Consider the following 14,080-nt stretch of genomic DNA (forward strand, 5'->3'; position numbering starts at 1 on the left):
CTTCTGGATTGCGCTGCGCGTGGCCGGCCCGGGACCGGCCACGCGCGCTGGCCGCTTAGTGCACGGCTCAGTCCATCGACATGGTGGCGATGTCGATAAACCAGCTCTGCGGCTGCACCACACCCTTGACCTTCCTGGAGATCGCGCGCGGGCCTACGTCATGCGCGATCAGCACGAAAGGCGCTTCTTCCACGATGCGGGCATGCAGCTTGGCCAGCGCCGTGTCGCGCGCCTTCTCGTCGAACGACGTGCGCGCCGTTTCGATCAGCTTGTCGAACTCCGCGTTGCCGAAGTAGCCCCAGTTGTTCGAGACCGGCGGCTGCGTCTTGGTGCTGACAAAACGGACCATGGCGAAGAACGGGTCCATCGCCGCAAAGCTCACGTTGATGGCGTTGGCGCCATGCGCGCTCGGGTCCTTGGCGCCGATGCGCCAGTTGGTAAACAGCGTGTTCCACTCGACCACGTCGAAGTCGACGTCGATGAAGCACGCCTTCAGGTTCTGCTGCACATACTCGTTCATCGGCAGCGGCTGCATCTGGCCGGAGCCCGAGGCGGAGACCTGCACCTTCACCTTCATCGGCTTGGCGGCCGAGTAGCCGGCTTCCTGCATCAGCTTGCGCGCGGCGTTGGCGTCGTACTTGATATCGAACGTGGGGTTGCCCCACCACGGGTTGCCCTTTTCGACGATGCCCTTGGATTCGGCCATGTAGCCGCCCAGCAAGGTCTTCAGGCCCTCGCGGTTCACGCACAGGTTGGCCGCCTGGCGCACGCGCTTGTCGAGCCAGGGAGACCCGGGCGCGAACGACAGCTGCCACGGCCACATATGCGGCTGGGCATTGGCGTAGACCTCAAAGCCGCGGCTCTTGATCTGCGCCACGGCATCCGGTGCCGGTGCCTCGATCCAGTCGACCTGGCCCGACAGCAGCGCGGCGGTGCGGGCATTGGCCTCCGGCATCGGCTGCATCACCACCTTGTCGATCTTGGGCACGCGCTTGGCGTCCCAGTACTGCGCGTTCTTCACCATCTCCAGGCGCTCGCGCGGCACGAAGCGGCTCATCTTGAAGGGACCGGTGCCGGAAGCATCGGCGGCAAAGGCCACCCAGGCTTGCTTGGAGCGCTCGGCCGGATCGGTCACCGAGGCCGGCACGGCGGCCAGCTTCTTGTCCCACTGCGTGGGCGAAGCCATGAACAGGTTGCTCAGGTTGTAGGGCAGGAAGGAGTCTGGCTCCGACGTGACCAGCTCCACCGTGAGGTCGTCGATCTTCTTGGCCGAGCGCAGTGTCGGCATGCGCGAGGCGGTCACGCCAACCTGGCTGGGATCGAACTGCCTGGCGGTCTTGTCGAGCACCTTGCCCACGTTCCACACCACGGCGTCGGCGTTGAACGGCGAGCCGTCGTGGAATTTCACGCCGGGGCGCAGCTTGAAGATCCACCTGGTCTTGTCCTTGGCATCGACCTTCCACTCCGTGGCCAGGTCGGCAATCAGCAGGCTGGGGCCGTTGGCCTTGGACAGGTCCCACTGGGTCAGCCCGTCATACATCGGGATACCGGTGAAGCGGTTGCCTTCGAAACCCTGGTCGGGCTGGCCCAGCGTGCGCGGGATGTCGGCGGCGGTCATGCCGATGCGCAGTACCTTCTCGGCCATCGCGGTGCCCGGCAAGGCGAGGATCGAGACGGCTGTGATCGCGGCAGCGGCGGCGATGGACTTCAGGCCGGGTTTCACGCTTCTTACGGAGTCGGAAGAGAAAACGGTCACGGGCAAAGCTCCTGGGTGGGGGGAAGGGGAGACGGAACCAGTTAAGCAAGTCATATGCCAGTGCCTATGCCTGAGCCTGTACCCGAGCCTGTGCCCCAGCTTTGTTCCGCTGGCGTTCCTGCCATGGCCTGTTTTTTGCTGACTTCCCCGTCTGACTCCCAACCAACCGGCTTCCCGACATGGATCAGCAACACCTTCCCCGCATCAACGCAGCACGCCTGTGGCAATCGCTGATGGACCTCGCGCAGATCGGCGCCACGCCCAAGGGTGGCGTGTGCCGCATCGCGCTGACCGAGCTGGACCGCCAGGGCCGCGACCTGGTGGTCGGCTGGTGCCGCGCGGCCGGGCTCGATGTGCGCACCGACGAGGTAGGCAACGTGTTCGCGCGCCGTGCCGGCAGCGATCCCCATGCGGCTGCGGTGGCCACCGGCAGCCACATCGACACCCAGCCCTCGGGCGGCAAGTTCGACGGCAATTTCGGCGTGCTGGCTGGCCTGGAGGTGATGCGCACGCTCAACGACCTGGGCATCGTCACCCGCGCGCCGCTGGAGCTGGCGTTCTGGACCAACGAGGAGGGCACCCGCTTTACGCCGGTGATGATGGGCTCGGGTGCCTTCGCCGGTGTGTTCGAGGCGGAGTTTATCCGCGCCCAGCGCGACCTTGACGGCATCAGCGTGGGCGAGGCGCTGGAGCAGATCGGCTATCGCGGCGCGCAGCCCGTGGGCGAAGTGCCGGGCGGCATGTTCGCGGCCTATTTCGAGGCGCATATCGAGCAGGGGCCGGTGCTGGAAGCCGCCGGGCTGCCGATCGGCGTGGTCTCGGGCGCGCTCGGCCAGCAATGGTACGACGTGACCGTGACCGGCATGGACGCCCACGCCGGCCCCACGCCGCTGACGCTGCGCCACGACGCCATGCTGGCGGCCGCCCGCATGATCGATGAAGTCAATCGCATCGCCGTGGATGAGGCCCCGCACGGGCGCGGCACGGTAGGCTACGTGCAGGTCACGCCCAACTCACGCAACGTGATTCCGGGCCGTGTGGACTTTTCCGTGGACCTGCGCAATCTCTCGCAGGCAGGGCTGGACCGCATGGACGCCGCCATGCGCGCCTCGTTCGCGCAGATTGCGCAACGTGGCGCGGTGGAAGTGTCGATCAGCCAGGTGGTGAAGTTCGAGCCCTGCGTGTTCGCGCCGGCATGCGTGGACAGCGTGCGCCGCGCCGCGGCCGCGCTGGGGCTGCCGCACATGGACGTGGTCAGCGGCGCCGGGCACGACGCCGTGTACGTGGCGCAGCGCGCGCCCACCGGCATGATCTTCGTGCCGTGCAAGGACGGCATCAGCCACAACGAGCTGGAAGACGCGCTGCCCGAACATATCGAGGCCGGCGCCAATGTGCTGCTGCAAGCGATGCTGGAGCACGCGCGCTAAGGCGAATTAACTTCTCAGTGGGCGATCGAGCGCGAGATCGCCCACGCGCATTCGATCACCATCGGCGCCAGCTTTTTCTGCGCCTCGGCCATGCTCCAGCGGCTGGCCGGAGGCGACACATGCACCGCGCCCACCGCCTGCCCCTGGCTGTTGACGATGGCCGCGCCCACGCCCATATCGCCCAGGAACAACTCCTCGTTGTTGCAGGCGTAGCCCACCTTCCGGCAAGCCAGCACCGTCTCGAAGATCGTCGCTACATCGGTCAGCGTGGCCGGCGTGCGCGCCACCCGGGCCGAGTCCTCGAGCATGGCCATCACCTGATCGTCGGGCAATGTGCTCAGGTACGCGCGGCCGCTGCTGGTGCAGTACATCGGGATGCGCATGCCAACGGGCGTCAGCACCGGGATGTACTTCGACGTCATCAACTGCGCCACGTAGACCATTTCCAGCCCCACCGGCTCGGTCAGGTTGGCGGTCTCGCCGCTGGCATTGGCGAGCTGCGACAGGTAAGGGCTGGCGACCTGGATCAGCGCGTCGGCGGACAGGTAGTTGTAGCCGATCTCCATCACCTTGGGCGTCAGCCGGAAGCGCCGCGTCTGCGGGTGCTTGGCCATATAGCCCAGCGTTTCCAGCGTATGCACGGTGCGTTGCGCGGAGCTTTTGGTCATGCCGGTCAGCCCCGCCAGTTCGGCCAGCGTGAGGGTGCGATGGACTGCGCTGAAAGCCCGCAGCACTTCCAGCCCTTTCTCCAGCGACTGATTGAAAAGCGGGTCAGGGCGAGCGGATTTTTCGTCGCTTTCCGTGTCGCTATCCGTGCCGCTGACCGGCGCTTCGCCGCCGTTTTCGTGTTGGTCCTGCCGGTTCATGTTCGCGTTCCGCCGAGTCTTCGTACAGGTGACGGGCACCATCGCAGGGAAGACCTGCACCACGATGAATGCATATTGCACCAATATACGACTGAATCGATTATCGATTCGTTTGGTTTCCGTCCATGATATTCGGGCCGTCTATCTTTGGGAATAGCGGCCATGCAGCCGGCCCGCCGATTTTGCAGTGCGATCCTTCTCTTGTCGGTTGAATGCCTTGTTTTATAAGGCTTCCGGGGAGCTTTCCTGGCTGCAGGCCGGCGAGAAATGCAGCGCGTGCGCGACAGTGCAATGCCGTCGATGCGTTCCTCTTCAGTGTTTACCCGCATTCCTGATTTGTTGACGATCAGTGAAATATCAGACTAGTATCACAACAACTTCAACGTTGAGGGAATCACCATGTCGAACCCGATCCGGCTGGTCGGCGGCGCCGATCACACCCCCGAGCCAGCTTCGCGCGCTGCCACTGGCGCCGCGTTGCGCGAGCAGGCCTATGCCGAGATCAAGCGGCGCATCATTTCCTGCGAATTTCGTCCTGGCGAGCCGCTCAACGAAGCCCAGGTCGCGGCCTTGCTCGGCATTGGCCGCACCCCCGTGCACCAGGCGCTGCACCGGCTGGAAGTGGAAGGGCTGGTGTCGATCCTGCCGCGCAAGGGCGTGCTGGTCTCGCCGCTATCGCTCAACGAAGTGCTCGACATGATCGAAGTGCGCGCCACCAACGAAGTGCTGTGCGCCACGCTGGCCTGCGAGCGCGCCCACGAGAGCGATCTCAAGGCCATGCGCGAGATCGTCGACCGCTCGCCCGACCTGATCGCGCGGCGCGACATCACCGGCCTGGCCGCGCTCGACCTCAAGTTCCATACCGCCATGTCGGCCGCCTCGCGCAATCGCGTGCTGGCCGACCTGCTGCGCGGCTTGCACGAGAAGCAGGCGCGCTTCTGGTTCCTCTCGCTGTCCGACCCGCAGCACCTGGAGAACGTCTACCAGGAGCACAGGGTGATCATCGATGCCCTGGAGCGGCGCGACGTGCCGGCGGTGCGCGAGGCCATCCGCGAACACATTGACGAATTCCGGAAGAACATCATCCGGACCATCTGACCGTTTTTCTCCGCAACATCCGCAACAGGTAGTGAGCAATGCCGACACTTCAATTCCACGTAGCCGGCGAGGGTGAACTCGTCCTCGATATCCAGCGCCTCATCATCGCCGGCTGGACCGGCCGCGACGCCGACGCCGTCAACCACCACATCCGCGAGCTCGAAGAAATCGGCGTCAAGCCGCCGACCACCGTGCCGTGCTTCTACCCGCTGGCCGCCTCGCTGCTGACCACCGACACGCTGCTCGAAGTGCCGCGCGAAGACTCCTCCGGCGAAATCGAGTTCGTGCTGCTGGCGGGCAAGGAGGCGATGTACATCGGCGTGGGCTCCGACCACACCGACCGCAAGGTCGAAGCCTATGACGTCACCGTCTCCAAGCAGATGTGCGCCAAGCCCCTGGGCACCGAAGTCTGGCGCTTCGACGATGTGGCCGCGCACTGGGACCAGTTGCAGATGCGCTGCTGGCGCACCCGCAACGGTCAGCGCGAGCTCTATCAGGAAGGGCTTGTCACGCGTCTGCTGGACCCGCGCGACCTGATCCAGCGCCTCACCGGCGAAGACAAGCTGCCGGTGGGCACCGCCATGTTCTGCGGCACGCAAGCCGTGATTGGCGAACTGGGCAGCGGCGAAGCCTTTGAAGTCGAACTCCACGATCCGGTGCGCAAGCGCACGCTGCGCCATGCCTATCGTGTGGCATGCCTGGCGGTCGCACCATGAGCACCGCGCTGCCCACCATCGCCGCGCTCGCTGCCGACCTGGCCACCGGGCGCACCACCAGCGTTGCGCTGACCGAGCAGGCACTGGATCGCATCGACGGCCACCGTAACGCTGGCGGCACCGCCTTCCTGGAAGTCGACGGCGACGGCGCGCTGGCCGCAGCCCGCGCCGCTGACCAGGCACGGGCTGCAGGGCTGGTGGCATCGCCGCTGGCCGGGCTGCCGGTCTCCATCAAGGACCTGTTCGACGTAAAAGGGCAGGTGACCCGCGCCGGGTCGAAGGCGCTCACGGGCGAGCCCGCCAGCGCCGACGCGCCCGTGGTGGCGCGCCTGCGCGCCGCCGGCGCCGTGCTGATCGGGCGCACCAACATGAGCGAGTTCGCGTTCTCCGGCCTCGGCCTGAACCCGCACTACGGCACGCCCCGCACGCCCTTCGACGACGCACGCATCGCGGGTGGCTCCACCTCCGGCGGTGCGGTGAGCGTGGCGCTCGATATGGCCGTCGCGGCGCTCGGCACCGACACCGGCGGCTCCATCCGCATCCCCAGCGCGTTCTGCGGCCTGACCGGCTTCAAGCCCACCGCAAGCCGCGTGCCGCTGACCGGCGCCGTGCCACTGTCGACCTCGCTCGACTCCGCCGGCCCGCTGGCGCGCACGGTTGCCTGCTGCGCCGCGTTCGACGCCATCGTCAGCGGCGAAACGCTGGACAGCCGCCCCGCGCCACTGGCCGGGCTGCGTCTGCTGGTGACCCGCGATTTCGTGTGCGACGGCCTCGACGCCGAAGTCGCCCAGGCCTTTGACGCCACGCTCGTCACGCTCTCGCGGCTCGGCGCGCGGATCATCCCGTTCGATTTTCCCGAGCTCAAGCGCCTGCCGCAGATCAACGCCGCCGGCGGCCTCACGGCAGCCGAAGCCTGGCACTGGCACAAGCAGTTGCTGGCCAAACACGGCGAAGCCTACGACCAGCGCGTTGCCATGCGCATCCGCCGCGGCGAGCAACTCGGCGCCGCCGACTACATCGAACTGCTGGCCGAGCGCCGCGCCATGCAGGCGCGCGCCGCCGACCTGCTGCGCGAAGCCGACGCCTGGCTGATGCCCACGGTTGCCGTGCGCCCGCCAAGGCTCGATGCCCTGCAAAGCGACGAAGCCTTCTTCGCCACCAACGGCCTCGTGCTGCGCAACCCCAGCGTGCTCAACTTCCTCGACGGCTGCGCCGTATCGCTGCCCATGCCGGCGGCGGAGCAGGGCATGGGGCTGAGCGTCGGCGGCCTGAACGGGCGCGATGCGCGCGTGCTGCAGGTGGCCGGCGCCATCGAAGCCGCGCTGCAGTAACGCGTAGTCGCCAGCAGAAAAGACCAAGGGCCGCGACCAGGCAGCGCGGCCCCGTCAATCAACACCCAAGGAGTACCACCGATGTCTTCCGTGATGACCGGCGCCCCTGGCGCCCTGGAAAGCCCGGCCCACACCCCGGCAGAGCGCAATGAGGCCTATCGCAAGATCGCGGTGCGGCTGATTCCCTTCCTGGTTTTCCTGTTCGTGCTCGCCTGGATCGACCGCGTCAATGTCGGCTTTGCCAAGCTGCAGATGCTGCAAGACCTGCAATTCAGCGAAGCCGTGTACGGTTTCGGCGCCGGCATCTTCTTCATCGGCTACTTCCTGTTCGAAGTGCCCAGCAATCTCTTGCTGGAAAAAATCGGCGCGCGCCGCACGCTCGCCCGCATCACCATCCTGTGGGGCTTTGCCTCCATGGCGATGATCTTCGTCAAGACCCCCATGCAGTTCTACGCCCTGCGATTCCTGCTCGGCGTGTTCGAAGCCGGCTTCTTTCCCGGCGTCGTGCTCTACCTCACCTACTGGTTCCCCGCCCAGCGCCGCGCTCGCATCAACGGCCTGTTCATGACCTCGTTCGCCATTGCCGGCGTCATCGGCGGCCCGCTCGCGGGTTTCATCATGAGCAGCATGGAAGGCGTCGACGGCCTCGCCAACTGGCAATGGCTGTTCGTCATCGAAGGCATCCCGTCCGTACTCGCCGGCATCGCCGTGCTGATGTTCCTGCCTGAAAAGCCCATCAGCGCCAAATGGCTCACCCCCAGCGAACGCGACCTCGTCACCCGCGAGATCGAAGCCGAAAACCGCGACCCCGCCAAGCACTCCTCGCTGCGCGCCGCCTTCACCAACTCGCGCGTCTGGATCTGCGCCGCCATCTACTTCTGCGTAGTCAGCGGCAACGCCACCATCGCCTTCTGGTCGCCATCCATCATCAAAGAGCTCGGCGTCAAGGGCAACCTGCAGATCGGCCTCGTCTCCGCCATCCCCTTCATCGCAGGCACCCTCGCCATGGTCTGGAACGGCATCCACTCCGACCGCACCGGCGAACGCCGCCTGCACTGTGCGCTAGCCACCCTGATGGCCGCCGCCGGCCTCGTGCTCACCGGCATGTGGCTGCACAGCGCTGTGCTCGCCATGGTGGCGCTCACCATCGCCTCCGTCGGCATCCTCGCCGCCTTCCCGGTCTTCTGGTCGCTGCCCTCCGCCTTCCTCGCCGGCACCGCCGCCGCGGGAGGCATCGCCCTCATCAACTCCATCGGCAACCTCGCCGGCTTCGTCGCGCCCTACATGATCGGCTGGTTCAAAACCAGCACCGGCCAGCTCTCGTCCGGCCTGTACTTTGTCGCCGCACTGGAAGCCTGTGCCACCGTCCTGGTGCTGGCATGCATCAAAACCAAGGTCAGCGCGAAGGCATAGCCCAAGAGATGCCCCAGGCAGCACGAGGGGGCTGGATTCCAGCGGCGCTTTGCGCTAGAATCCGCTGCCTCGTTGCGCTGCATGCGCAAAGTGCGCCGGCAGCACAGGTACCACAAGCCAGGCGGGCAGTTCCAGCCGCCTGTTTGCTTTTGTGCTCTTGTGACATCTCTCACGCTGCCCGGCACGCCTGTAAGACAACGAGCACAGCGGCCTCCCGCCAGGGATGCACGCCGCAAGGACTGCGAGGGTGGCGAAATTGGTAGACGCACCAGGTTTAGGTCCTGACGCCAGCAATGGTGTAGGGGTTCGAGTCCCCTCCCTCGCACCAAAGTTCCATATTCACATTACGCCAAACCACGCCACAAGACATTGATTTCAAAGGGTTTTCCGATGATTTTGATGCTCGAAGATCTGGCGTAAAAACCACTCAAAACCACACAAAACTGAGTAGCGTTACGCCAAAATTACGCTAAGGATTACGCCAGCCCGGCCTATAATCGGCGTGCCGCAAAGTGACGGCGAATAGATAGGGCGAGATTAGGCATGGCGTCGTTCAGGCGAATCGGTTCCGGCTGGCGTGCCGAGTTGTATGTCAAAGGTCAGCGCGATAGCGGCTACTTCGACACGAAGGCCGAGGCGCAGGCCTGGGCGGCCAAGCGCGAGACGGAAATGCGCTCAATCGACGCCGGGATGGGAAGCAAGACCCACACGATCGGCGATGTCCTGGACAAGTACCAAAAGGACGTCAGCCCGAAGAAGCGTGGCAGCCGGTGGGAGTTCCTGCGGCTCGAGGTGATCGGCCGGAAGGAGATCGAGGGCAAGCTGTTCCGCGACATCCGGCTGATGGACCTCAAGCCACACCACATCACCGCGTGGCGGGACGCCCGGGAACGGGAGGTGGCAGGGGCCTCGGTGTCGCGGGAGATGTCGTTGCTGTCGCACGCGTTGAAGGTGGCGCGCGACGAGTGGGGCTTGCTGCTGACCGACCCGATGAAGACGGTAAGCCGGCCGCCGGACAGCCCGCCGCGCGAGGCGGCGCATCACGGATGCCGAGGCAGCGCTGATCGTCCAGTCGCTGGGGTTCTGAGAGGGCCTGCCGGTTGAGCTGCCAGTGCAGCGCGTGGCTGTCGCCTTCCTGTTCGCCATCGAGACGGCGATGCGGTCGGGCGAGATATTGGGGCTCACCAGCCTGACGGTCGACAAGGTGGTCTCGCTGCCGTCGGCGTTGACCAGGCGGAAAGCTGACGCCACGAACTTGGGCGTCTGGCCAAGGGCCGGGGTGGTGAGCTCGCCGGTGACCGACCAGAACAGGCCGGCGGCGGTCACTACGGCCTGGGCCTCGTCGGCGCGCAGGCGCGGCTGGCGGAAGACTCGGGCGTAGGTGCTGAGGTTGGTCATGGCCAGTTCCTCGGGCAGCCATCAGCTCGGCGGCGAGCTTGGCGGTGGCGATGACGCGGTCGGCCTGTTCGGTGGCGCGGGCCTCTGCGGCGGCGCGAATGCGCTTGGCTTCGGCAACCATCTCGCAGGCCTCGGCGGCTTCGATCTTCGAAATGCCGTTGTGTGGCACGAAGGCATAGAACTGCTCGCCGCGCACCAGAACGTAGGCGTCCGGGGCGAAGTCATCCGGGGTCGGGATCTTGGCGACGACGGTCAGGCCGGCCAGGAACCCCACCTTGACCTGTTGACCCACTTCCCACGACTGCTTGGCTTGCTTGCGCATCTCTGTCTCCGGCGAACCGCCGTGAACGTCAGCGGCATGAACAAAGGTTAGAACACTAATCTTCAAAGGTAAAGAAACCTAAACCTAAACCTAAAAAGTTTAGTGTTCTGCCCGACCGGGTTCGAAAGGGCGCCTCGCGAGCGCCCGCATCGCCGCCTAGACTGATCTGGGGTGATCCTGGGGAGGTGGGATGGAACCGGACGACGTGATCCGCGAGTTCGAGTAGCTGGCGTTGGATGAGGAAACAGAGTCGCCGATCGACGACGCGATAGCCGGCCTGGCTGTGCTGTTGGCCGATCCGGCCATTCAGGGGACGGAGAGGTTGCTGCTGACGGAGGTGGGGGCGACCCTATGCCGGCTGGGCCTTGATGCACGGCTGAGGGCAGCGCTGACCCTGTGATGCCAGGAGGTTTCAGAGCATGGGATGCACCGAAGGTGCTTCGGACACGTAAGACGCAAAAAAAGCCGCCTCGAGGGCGGCTAGCTTCTTGGTCCAGAAGGATGGACCTAACGTGGGCTGGTTGAAGCCAGCCTGGCACGCATTCTCAGCACTATAGAGGGCGTCGCGCCATCATATTCAAGGAAAAATATTCGCCAAAAGTCGCATTTGCAACTGAAGCGTCAATGGTGCCGGGGACAAAATGAGGCTCATGTGGGTACTCTTCGCAGTCCACAAAGCCACATTGTTCCAAGAGGTACTTTAGCCAAGTGGCATTAAATCCGGTCTTATGAAAATCGTAAGGTGTTGACTGTCCACCATAGATAAGCCCAATCCATGGGGTATTTCCCGGCTTCTCGAAATGCGCAAAGTTCTTGTGATAAATCCGAACGATCCGGTCAATGTCGGGAACGGAAATGCGCAAAATTCCACCCGGCTGTAGGACGCCATGCCAGCGCTTCAGTAGAGGTAACACCTCATCGTGGGAAAAATGCTCAAGTACGTGACAAGCATAGATCTCCTTCGCGGATCCCGCAGAGAACCTCTCAAGCGCCCGAATATCGTCGATTGCATCGGCCGCAATCGTTTTCAAGGCGTCAACGTTGCAAAATCCCTCGAGCTTGATATTTCCACAGCCCAGATGAAGTCTGTAAGGCGGCGCAAATTCATGAAGTCGGTCTATGAAGCGCGGCTCCTCCGGAAGAGGAGCCTTTTCTGGTGGAGTGAGCTTCTTTATCAATCCCCGAATAGCAGTGCGCTGTTCTACCGTTGTAATTTTCTTTAATAAGCTCTTAACCATTCCCTACATCTCCTCCTTAAGAAGTAGTGATGCAATATGCATTTTTGCGCATTTCCTAGCCCCCACTTAGGATAGCTCAATCCGGCCGCCAGGCCGATGCCTTCACAATGCCCGCGACATAGTGCAGCCGCTCGATCTGCTCCCGAGGGATGCGCAGCATGCCATGGCGCTCATTGACCGACGAGAGGCTCACAACCCGGTCGCGCTCGTAGGCCAGTTCTTTCACCATGACGCGGCCATCCTGGGACTTCACCAGAGCCTCGTCGCCGTTCGCTACCGAGCGGTTTGGCTCGATCACAACAAACTCATTATGTTTGACGCGCGGCCGCATAGAATCCCCGTTGCAGCATAGGGCGTATGCGTCGGGATCCGACGTAATGAACGTAACAAAGCCATCGCCATGGCCGACTGGATACTCGATGTCCGAGAAGTGGCCGTTGTCGCCGAGTTGTGCCATGCCAACCACTGGAATGCGCCTGAAGCTGTTCGGGGGGATTGTGACGATATCGAACGAGAGGCTCGGTTCGTCCAGCTCAGCTTCCTGCAGATTGCTGAGCTTTGAGGCGCCGACGCCATTGATCAACCATGCCGGGCTGTAGCCGTAAGCTTCCTGCAGCTTGACTGCGTGGTGCAGCTGTAGCTTTGGCGCGGCCGGCTCAAGCCAGCCTCTGGCCACCGCGGTCTCGATGCCCAGTTGGGCCGAGAGGGCGCTGACGTCCAGGTGCTGCTCTGCCATCGCGATCAGCAGTCGCTCGGGCGGCGTGCTGCCGCCCTCTGCGCCGGCCGTGAGCGTGATGATGGTGTCTAGGTCGGATGGCAGTCGACGGCTTTCCGCTGCCAGGCGGGGGCCGATCGCGTCGATCTCGAGGCCGAGGCCTCGTGCGAAGGCCGCCGCGATGTTCACGCTGAGCGGCAATTGTCCGGCTAGGTACTGCGTAATTTGGGGGCCGATCTCATGGTGGCGAGCGAATTCAGCGACGCTGAAGGGGCCCTTGTGCTGCGCGAATAGGGCGCTCAGCCGTTCAGCGTCTTCGAGCTGCCGGGCCTCTAGGGTCTTTCGAGCGCGCCACCTAGGTGCACTCATGGTTCGATCGCGTCAGGCACTGGGCACATGTAGGGGAGATCCGCGCGGGATGATGGCTGCGATCCGGTGGATCGTTTGCACAGATTCCAGGGGGCGTGTCATCGGGGGGACGCCATTGTTGATGGACCCCAGGCACACCTCATCATCGCGGACCCAGAGCAGTTCCTTGGCGACCGCGCTGCCATCCCGGAACTTGACCACGACGTCGTCGCCTGGTTGCGCCTCGAAGCTGGGTTCGACCAGGATGAACTCCCCACTCTTGATTCGTGGGCGCATGCTGTCCCCGCGGACACGCAGGCCATAGGCCGACGGGTCTCGGGTGGGCATGATGATCCAGCCGTCACCTTGGTCTGGCGGGTAGTCGTGGATGCTGATGTACCCGTCGGGGCCGCCCTGGGCCTGGCCCACGACAGGAACTTGTCGGCCTTTGGGCATGCGTTGGAAGTCGCTACCGGCGAATGCCTTGAGCTCTTCGTCCGTCTGCGCTTCGTCGTCATTGGCCGCAGCCGCCGCCACCTTCTTTTCACCCTTCTCCATGACGATCCACAAGGCGTTGTAGCCGTAGGCATCTTGGATGCCAACGGCGTATTCCAGCTTGATGGATTTGATCTGGCCGCTCAGCCACTGGCTAACCGTTCCTTTGGTAACGCCGGCGGCCTTCGCCAGCGCCACAGCCTCGGCGCCGGTTTCGTCCAGGATCACTTGCATTCGTTCGCTTAGGGTCATTTTTAGAAATCTAAACCAAAGTCGGTTTAGAGGGCTCGATAGTGGTGGTTTAGAGTTCTGCACTTGGCGGCATGAATGCACGCGAACTCATCCAGGCCCTCGGTGGCCCCCAGGCTGTCATCAGCGAGACAGGTCTCAGTAAGGGCCGGATTTCGCAATGGCAGACGAGCAACCACATACCTCGGTCGTGGGTGATGTTTCTGCGTGCGCGATTTCCAGATGCCGTCGATTGGGGCAACTGGATCTGGCAGATCGAGAAGAACTGAAGCCGTCGAAGAAGGGTGCCGGCCCCAAGGCGACCACCCACGAATCCCATCCCGAGGCCGCCTAAAAGCGACCCGCGGAGAGCGATCTATGACCCGAAGCCGCACCGCCGGAGATAGGCACATGAAACCGCTTTGCGATTCCGTAGGCAGCCGCCTTGTAGCGTGTCGCCTCTCCATCGGCGGAATCAGTTTCTTTGTCCTTGTTGAGCCTGATCCCACGCCAGAAGAGATCGAGCTTGCTCGGCGAGTCGCACAGCGAGCTGCTGCGCGACTTCGGGCGGTAGCGCGTACCACTGTGACGTGAGTTTGCCGGCAGCTGCGTCCTCTGGCGAGTTTGCCAAGGAAAGCTCCAGCAAGACCAACCCGCTTTCCAAATGCAGGCCGGTCTTCGCGTTGGCAACAAAAGCAGCCGTGATGTCTTGTTCTTTCATGCATCCCC

At 63.9% G+C, this 14,080-nt stretch carries 14 protein-coding genes and 1 tRNA gene; 9 read left to right on the forward strand and 6 right to left on the reverse strand.

Annotated features, from left to right (window positions below):
* Positions 1 to 67 precede the first annotated feature (67 nt).
* On the reverse strand, positions 68 to 1,645 hold the full coding sequence (locus F7R26_RS07660) for an ABC transporter substrate-binding protein (RefSeq protein WP_241754505.1): 1,578 nt from the start codon (positions 1,643 to 1,645) through the stop codon (positions 68 to 70).
* A 290-nt stretch (positions 1,646 to 1,935) separates the two neighbouring features.
* Here F7R26_RS07660 and F7R26_RS07665 point away from each other — a divergent pair, with 290 nt between their 5' ends.
* Positions 1,936 to 3,183, forward strand: coding sequence for a Zn-dependent hydrolase (locus F7R26_RS07665; protein ID WP_150990594.1), 1,248 nt, complete (start codon positions 1,936 to 1,938; stop codon positions 3,181 to 3,183).
* A gap of 14 nt (positions 3,184 to 3,197) precedes the next feature.
* Here F7R26_RS07665 and F7R26_RS07670 read toward each other — a convergent pair whose 3' ends face one another.
* A complete protein-coding gene (locus F7R26_RS07670; protein ID WP_277820355.1) occupies positions 3,198 to 4,049 on the reverse strand; it encodes an IclR family transcriptional regulator in 852 nt (283 codons plus the stop codon).
* A gap of 399 nt (positions 4,050 to 4,448) precedes the next feature.
* Between F7R26_RS07670 and F7R26_RS07675 the strand changes: the two genes are divergently transcribed.
* The 7 genes from F7R26_RS07675 to F7R26_RS07705 all read left to right on the forward strand — a co-directional run bounded on the left by F7R26_RS07675 (position 4,449) and on the right by F7R26_RS07705 (position 10,378).
* Entirely contained in the window at positions 4,449 to 5,147 is a 699-nt protein-coding gene (locus F7R26_RS07675) for a GntR family transcriptional regulator (protein ID WP_150990592.1), read from the forward strand.
* A 38-nt stretch (positions 5,148 to 5,185) separates the two neighbouring features.
* Entirely contained in the window at positions 5,186 to 5,863 is a 678-nt protein-coding gene (locus F7R26_RS07680; RefSeq protein WP_150990590.1) for a DUF2848 domain-containing protein, read from the forward strand.
* Complete coding sequence (locus F7R26_RS07685) at positions 5,860 to 7,194, forward strand: amidase (RefSeq protein ID WP_150990588.1); 1,335 nt, start codon at positions 5,860 to 5,862, stop codon at positions 7,192 to 7,194. The genes F7R26_RS07680 and F7R26_RS07685 overlap by 4 nt, the downstream gene beginning before the upstream one ends.
* Positions 7,195 to 7,287: 93 nt before the next feature.
* Positions 7,288 to 8,607, forward strand: a complete 1,320-nt coding sequence (locus F7R26_RS07690; protein WP_416351325.1) for an MFS transporter — start codon at positions 7,288 to 7,290, stop codon at positions 8,605 to 8,607.
* Between the two features lie 241 nt (positions 8,608 to 8,848).
* Positions 8,849 to 8,935 (forward strand) — tRNA-Leu (locus tag F7R26_RS07695).
* A 215-nt stretch (positions 8,936 to 9,150) separates the two neighbouring features.
* Complete coding sequence (locus F7R26_RS07700) at positions 9,151 to 9,711, forward strand: hypothetical protein (protein WP_241754450.1); 561 nt, start codon at positions 9,151 to 9,153, stop codon at positions 9,709 to 9,711.
* 292 nt (positions 9,712 to 10,003) lie between these two features.
* Complete coding sequence (locus F7R26_RS07705; protein WP_150990584.1) at positions 10,004 to 10,378, forward strand: hypothetical protein; 375 nt, start codon at positions 10,004 to 10,006, stop codon at positions 10,376 to 10,378.
* 500 nt (positions 10,379 to 10,878) lie between these two features.
* On the opposite strand, the gene F7R26_RS07710 is transcribed toward F7R26_RS07705, so the two are convergent.
* From F7R26_RS07710 to F7R26_RS07720, 3 genes are all read right to left on the reverse strand, one after another.
* Positions 10,879 to 11,565 (reverse strand): class I SAM-dependent methyltransferase, encoded by a 687-nt coding sequence (locus F7R26_RS07710; protein ID WP_150990582.1) that lies wholly within the window; start codon positions 11,563 to 11,565, stop codon positions 10,879 to 10,881.
* Positions 11,566 to 11,641: 76 nt separating this feature from the next.
* Positions 11,642 to 12,649 carry a S24 family peptidase gene (locus F7R26_RS07715; RefSeq protein ID WP_150990580.1) on the reverse strand — a complete coding sequence of 336 codons (1,008 nt, stop codon included), beginning with the start codon at positions 12,647 to 12,649 and terminating at the stop codon, positions 11,642 to 11,644.
* A 12-nt stretch (positions 12,650 to 12,661) separates the two neighbouring features.
* Entirely contained in the window at positions 12,662 to 13,357 is a 696-nt protein-coding gene (locus tag F7R26_RS07720) for a S24 family peptidase (protein ID WP_170301968.1), read from the reverse strand.
* An 89-nt stretch (positions 13,358 to 13,446) separates the two neighbouring features.
* On the opposite strand from F7R26_RS07720, the gene F7R26_RS07725 reads away from it, so the two are divergent.
* On the forward strand, positions 13,447 to 13,641 hold the full coding sequence (locus tag F7R26_RS07725) for a hypothetical protein (RefSeq protein WP_150990576.1): 195 nt from the start codon (positions 13,447 to 13,449) through the stop codon (positions 13,639 to 13,641).
* A gap of 185 nt (positions 13,642 to 13,826) precedes the next feature.
* Here the strand turns inward: F7R26_RS07725 and F7R26_RS07730 are convergent, their stop codons facing one another.
* Positions 13,827 to 14,072, reverse strand: a complete 246-nt coding sequence (locus tag F7R26_RS07730) for a hypothetical protein (protein ID WP_150990574.1) — start codon at positions 14,070 to 14,072, stop codon at positions 13,827 to 13,829.
* Positions 14,073 to 14,080 lie beyond the last annotated feature (8 nt).

This window comes from Cupriavidus basilensis (assembly GCF_008801925.2).
Lineage (GTDB): Bacteria > Pseudomonadota > Gammaproteobacteria > Burkholderiales > Burkholderiaceae > Cupriavidus > Cupriavidus basilensis.

Bases quoted from the DNA above. Each gene is read 5' to 3' on its own strand.
- F7R26_RS07730 (WP_150990574.1), bottom strand. From the start codon at position 14,072: ATGAAAGAACAAGACATCACGGCTGCTTTTGTTGCCAACGCGAAGACC.
- F7R26_RS07725 (WP_150990576.1), top strand. From the start codon at position 13,447: ATGAATGCACGCGAACTCATCCAGGCCCTCGGTGGCCCCCAGGCTGTC.
- F7R26_RS07690 (WP_416351325.1), top strand. From the start codon at position 7,288: ATGACCGGCGCCCCTGGCGCCCTGGAAAGCCCGGCCCACACCCCGGCA.
- F7R26_RS07675 (WP_150990592.1), top strand. From the start codon at position 4,449: ATGTCGAACCCGATCCGGCTGGTCGGCGGCGCCGATCACACCCCCGAG.
- F7R26_RS07670 (WP_277820355.1), bottom strand. From the start codon at position 4,049: ATGAACCGGCAGGACCAACACGAAAACGGCGGCGAAGCGCCGGTCAGC.
- F7R26_RS07720 (WP_170301968.1), bottom strand. From the start codon at position 13,357: ATGCAAGTGATCCTGGACGAAACCGGCGCCGAGGCTGTGGCGCTGGCG.
- F7R26_RS07710 (WP_150990582.1), bottom strand. From the start codon at position 11,565: ATGGTTAAGAGCTTATTAAAGAAAATTACAACGGTAGAACAGCGCACT.
- F7R26_RS07705 (WP_150990584.1), top strand. From the start codon at position 10,004: ATGGCCAGTTCCTCGGGCAGCCATCAGCTCGGCGGCGAGCTTGGCGGT.
- F7R26_RS07700 (WP_241754450.1), top strand. From the start codon at position 9,151: ATGGCGTCGTTCAGGCGAATCGGTTCCGGCTGGCGTGCCGAGTTGTAT.
- F7R26_RS07665 (WP_150990594.1), top strand. From the start codon at position 1,936: ATGGATCAGCAACACCTTCCCCGCATCAACGCAGCACGCCTGTGGCAA.
- F7R26_RS07660 (WP_241754505.1), bottom strand. From the start codon at position 1,645: ATGGCCGAGAAGGTACTGCGCATCGGCATGACCGCCGCCGACATCCCG.
- F7R26_RS07680 (WP_150990590.1), top strand. From the start codon at position 5,186: ATGCCGACACTTCAATTCCACGTAGCCGGCGAGGGTGAACTCGTCCTC.
- F7R26_RS07685 (WP_150990588.1), top strand. From the start codon at position 5,860: ATGAGCACCGCGCTGCCCACCATCGCCGCGCTCGCTGCCGACCTGGCC.
- F7R26_RS07715 (WP_150990580.1), bottom strand. From the start codon at position 12,649: ATGAGTGCACCTAGGTGGCGCGCTCGAAAGACCCTAGAGGCCCGGCAG.